This is a genomic window from Ilumatobacter sp. (assembly GCF_041688325.1).
Lineage (GTDB): Bacteria > Actinomycetota > Acidimicrobiia > Acidimicrobiales > Ilumatobacteraceae > Ilumatobacter_A.
Genome location: NZ_JBDNIJ010000408.1, coordinates 1 through 3,663, shown reverse-complemented (window position 1 = coordinate 3,663; position 3,663 = coordinate 1). Strand labels below are relative to the sequence as shown.

General features: G+C 62.0%; 5 protein-coding genes. All 5 read right to left on the bottom strand.

The window, feature by feature from the left end; genetic code table 11:
- Window positions 1–292: PhzF family phenazine biosynthesis protein (locus ACH2EI_RS20230; RefSeq protein ID WP_395154245.1), on the bottom strand; the 292-nt coding region annotated here is incomplete at its 3' end.
- Window positions 289–753, bottom strand: coding sequence for a Fur family transcriptional regulator (locus ACH2EI_RS20225; protein ID WP_395154244.1), 465 nt, complete (start codon window positions 751–753; stop codon window positions 289–291). The genes ACH2EI_RS20230 and ACH2EI_RS20225, both read right to left, overlap by 4 nt.
- 43 nt (window positions 754–796) lie before the next feature.
- On the bottom strand, window positions 797–1,648 hold the full coding sequence (locus ACH2EI_RS20220; RefSeq protein ID WP_395154243.1) for a metal ABC transporter permease: 852 nt from the start codon (window positions 1,646–1,648) through the stop codon (window positions 797–799).
- The gene (locus tag ACH2EI_RS20215) at window positions 1,645–2,439 is read right to left on the bottom strand and encodes a metal ABC transporter ATP-binding protein (protein WP_395161371.1); all 795 of its coding nucleotides are present in this window, start codon (window positions 2,437–2,439) and stop codon (window positions 1,645–1,647) included. The genes ACH2EI_RS20220 and ACH2EI_RS20215 overlap by 4 nt, the downstream gene beginning before the upstream one ends.
- Window positions 2,436–3,503 carry a metal ABC transporter substrate-binding protein gene (locus tag ACH2EI_RS20210; protein WP_395154241.1) on the bottom strand — a complete coding sequence of 356 codons (1,068 nt, stop codon included), beginning with the start codon at window positions 3,501–3,503 and terminating at the stop codon, window positions 2,436–2,438. The genes ACH2EI_RS20215 and ACH2EI_RS20210 overlap by 4 nt, the downstream gene beginning before the upstream one ends.
- Window positions 3,504–3,663 lie beyond the last annotated feature (160 nt).

Here is a 3,663-nt window from a genome sequence, read left to right as displayed (position 1 = left end):
TGCCCGGCCGCTGGGGAACTCCGCCGGCATCAAGCCACGCAGCACACGCCCCGAGTGTCGGGTGGCCGGCAAATGGTAACTCGACTTTCGGCTCGAAGATCCGCACCCGATAGTCGGCAGTGGGATGAGCGGGTCCGAGTAGGAACGCCGCTTCCGACAGGTTCGTCCAGCGCGTGATCGCCCGCATTTCTTCGGCTGGCACGTCGTCGGCATCGTGAACAATTGCGACAGGGTTGCCGGTGAAGGCACCCCGCGTAAAAACATCAACCTGACGGAACGCGTGTGTACTCACGCAGCGTCACCCGCACACGCTGCGCAGACGCCTTCGAGCGCGAAGTGGCCCGGTTCGAGCGTGAACCCCACCGCCGTGTGGGCTTGCTCAACGAAGGTCTTGACCACCTCAGTCGGGAGCTGAGCGATCCCGCCGCAATCACGACAGACCGCAAGGAGCCCATGGTCGCCACCGAGCCGGACGAGCGACGGGCCATGGCCCGCATGCACATGAGTCACGATGCCGCGATCAGACAAGACACCGATAGTGCGATACACCGTCGCCTCGTGAATGGTCGACTCTTCGACTTGTGCGAGCCGTGTTAACTCGGCCGCATCGATCGGACCACCGTGGCGCAGGAGCGCTCGCATCACGGCAACGCGCGGGCCGGTTGCTCTGCAGCCATGTGCTCGAAGGACCGCTTCGGCATCGTCGACCCCCCAACCGTCGACAATCGCTGCCCGTTCGTCGTTCAATCTCACGTGGCGAGAGTAATCAGTCGGCAGTTCATTGCATGACGCGTCATCAGTGGGCGTGGCCGACAGTGGCGGCGCGGCGACGCAACGAACCACCCGCAACGAACGCCACGATGAAGAAAATCGCTGCCGTGAGGACGATCGTCGGACCTGACGCGACATCGAGGTGATAGCTCGCGTTCATGCCGACGAAGCCGCTGACTGCGCCGATCACGCCGGCGTAGCCGAGCATCCGACCAAAGCTGTCTGTCAGCATGCGAGCGACCACCGCGGGGACGACAAGGTTCGCGGCGATCAGCGTGACTCCCATGACGTTCATCGTTGCCAGCACGGTGGCCGACAGCAGGACCATCAGTAGTCCATCAACCAGCCCGGTTCGCACCCCGGTGGCCTTGGCTACTTCGGTATCGAACGTCGTGAACAACAGTTGCCGATATCCGAAGCCGATGAACAGCGCCGCGCCAATCGATACGGCGACGATCAGCCAGACATCGGCAAAGGTGACGCCAAGGACATTGCCGAAGAGCAGTGCATCAGCGTTTTGACCAGGCGACCCGTACAGCTGCACGAGCGCGAGGCCCAGCGCGAACGATGCGGTCGTGACCACGCCGATCGCCGCGTCGGAACCAATCGGCCGACGCCGCACGATCCCGCCGATCGCCAAAGCGGTAATGACGCCCCAGGCACCAGCGCCGAGGAACAGGTTGATCCCGATCAGACCAGCAACCGCATAGCCGCCGAAGATCGCGTGCGACAGGCCGTGGCCGATGTAACTCATATTGCGCAGCACGACGTAGCAGCCAACGACCCCGCACAGAGCACCTGCGAGCGTGGCGACGATGACGCCGTTGCGGAAGAACTCAAACTCGAAGGGCTTGAACAAGTCTGCGGCGAGCATCATGCCGATGCGCTACCGATGTCGTCGACCAAATACAGCGGCGAGTCGACAACCACTCGCATGCCACCGTGCTCGAGGATGTGCATTGGCGAGCCATACGTCCGCTCGAGCACGTCGGGGACGAGTACCTCTTCGGGTGTACCGGCACCGATCACACGAGTGTTGAGGCAAACGATCTTCGGGAGATGGGCTGCGATGCCGTTCAGGTCGTGCGTGGTCAGCACAATGGTCAGGCCCTGACGGTTGAGGTCGTCGAGCAGGTGCAGCACTTCGTGACGAGTCTTGACGTCGAGGCCCGACGTCGGCTCGTCGAGGAAGATCACCTCGGCCTTAGTAAACAACGCACGAGCGAGAAATACCCGCTGTTGCTGACCGCCCGACAAATCGCGGATGTGCCGATTGGCCAAGCCATTGAGACCGAGCCGATCAAGCACTGAGTGGATCTCGGCACGTTCTGCCTTGGTGATCCACGGCGTTCGCAGGCCGCGGGCTCGGGCCATACCTACACACTCAGCAACGGTGACCGGGAAACTCCAGTCGATGTGTTCAACCTGCGGCACCAGACCCACGGCGAGGCCCGAGCGACGATCGACGGTGCCTGACTTGATGGGCACACTCCCGAGCAGCACTTTGAGTAAGGTCGACTTGCCCGAGCCGGACGGGCCGACGATGCCGATCATTTCGCCATCGGTGATGTCGAGATCGACGTCGAGCAATACCGGCTCAGCGCCGTAGCTGACCGTGACGTTGTTGGCGGCGATGACCGTCGAAGCGGCACCGCGTTGCGAGATCACTGTGGGTACCTCGCTTCGTCGATGGCGGAGTTGCGGACGACGAACCCGACAAGGCCGCTCGAGTCGCCGCCCAGTGCGTCGGTCATTGTGACGAAGTTGAACTTCATCAAACCGAGCCACGAGTGGTCCGGTTCACCGGGCTCACCGGGGAGGTCATCGTCACGCAGATCGTCGACGTAGATCGCACCGGTCTCGTTAGCGATCTGTTCAAGCACGGGTGACGGGAACACTTCTGAGCCGAACACTGCCGGAACACCTTCGGCTTCGATCTGCTCAATCAGGTCGATCACGTCGCCAGCAGTCGGCTCACCGAAGTCGGCTGGCTGCACGGCACCAACGACGGTCCACCCATATGTGTCAGCGAAGTAGGCGTAGGCGTCGTGGTACGTGACGAGCTTGCGTTGATCTACTGGGATCGTCTCGAACGTTGCGCTCACGGCTTCGTCGAACTCGTCGACAATGGAGATAAACGCCTGCAGGTTTGTGTCGTAGATCGCTGCACCCTCGGGATCGACTTCGACCATCGTGTCGTGAATCAGCTGGGCGTAGACCTTGACCAGGGTCGGGTCGGTCCAGAGGTGCGGGTTCGGCTTGCCCTCTGACTCGGGGAACGAAAAGTCATATTTGTATTGGTCTGGGTCGATCGTCCGGTCACCCAACTCGACGAGCGGGACGTCGTCTCGGAGATTGGCCTCAGCCAACGCCTTTGTCGGCTCTTCAAGCTGCAGACCGTTGATGAACACGACGTCGGCGGTCGACAGCAGCTCGGCTGCTGACGGCGGCGGCTCGAACGTGTGGGAGTTCGTTCCCTCGGGAACCAGGCCAACAATTTGCGCACGATCGCCGATGACGTTCGATGCGATGGAAGTGATCGGTGCCACCGTGGTGACCACGAGCAGGCGGCCGTCGTCTGCGACTGCACCAGAGTCACCACCCGCACCAGTGTCCGAGGCGCTGCACGCAGCGAGCAGTGCTCCACAGAGAGCAATGGCGCCGAGTCGGCGCGAGGTCCCCATTCCAGGAGAACTCATCGAGTGACGACGGGAGGTGGCGAACTGCTTCATAGACGGAACGGTAGATGCGACCAGCTCGCAGCACCACTTGTGCGACACGAAACTCTTCAAGTGTGAATTTTGACCGCAATCACCGGTCCGTGCGCTGTCCAGCCCGAGAATGCCAATCTCGACCACGGTCAGGCAGCCAATCCAGGGCCGTTGTACATTC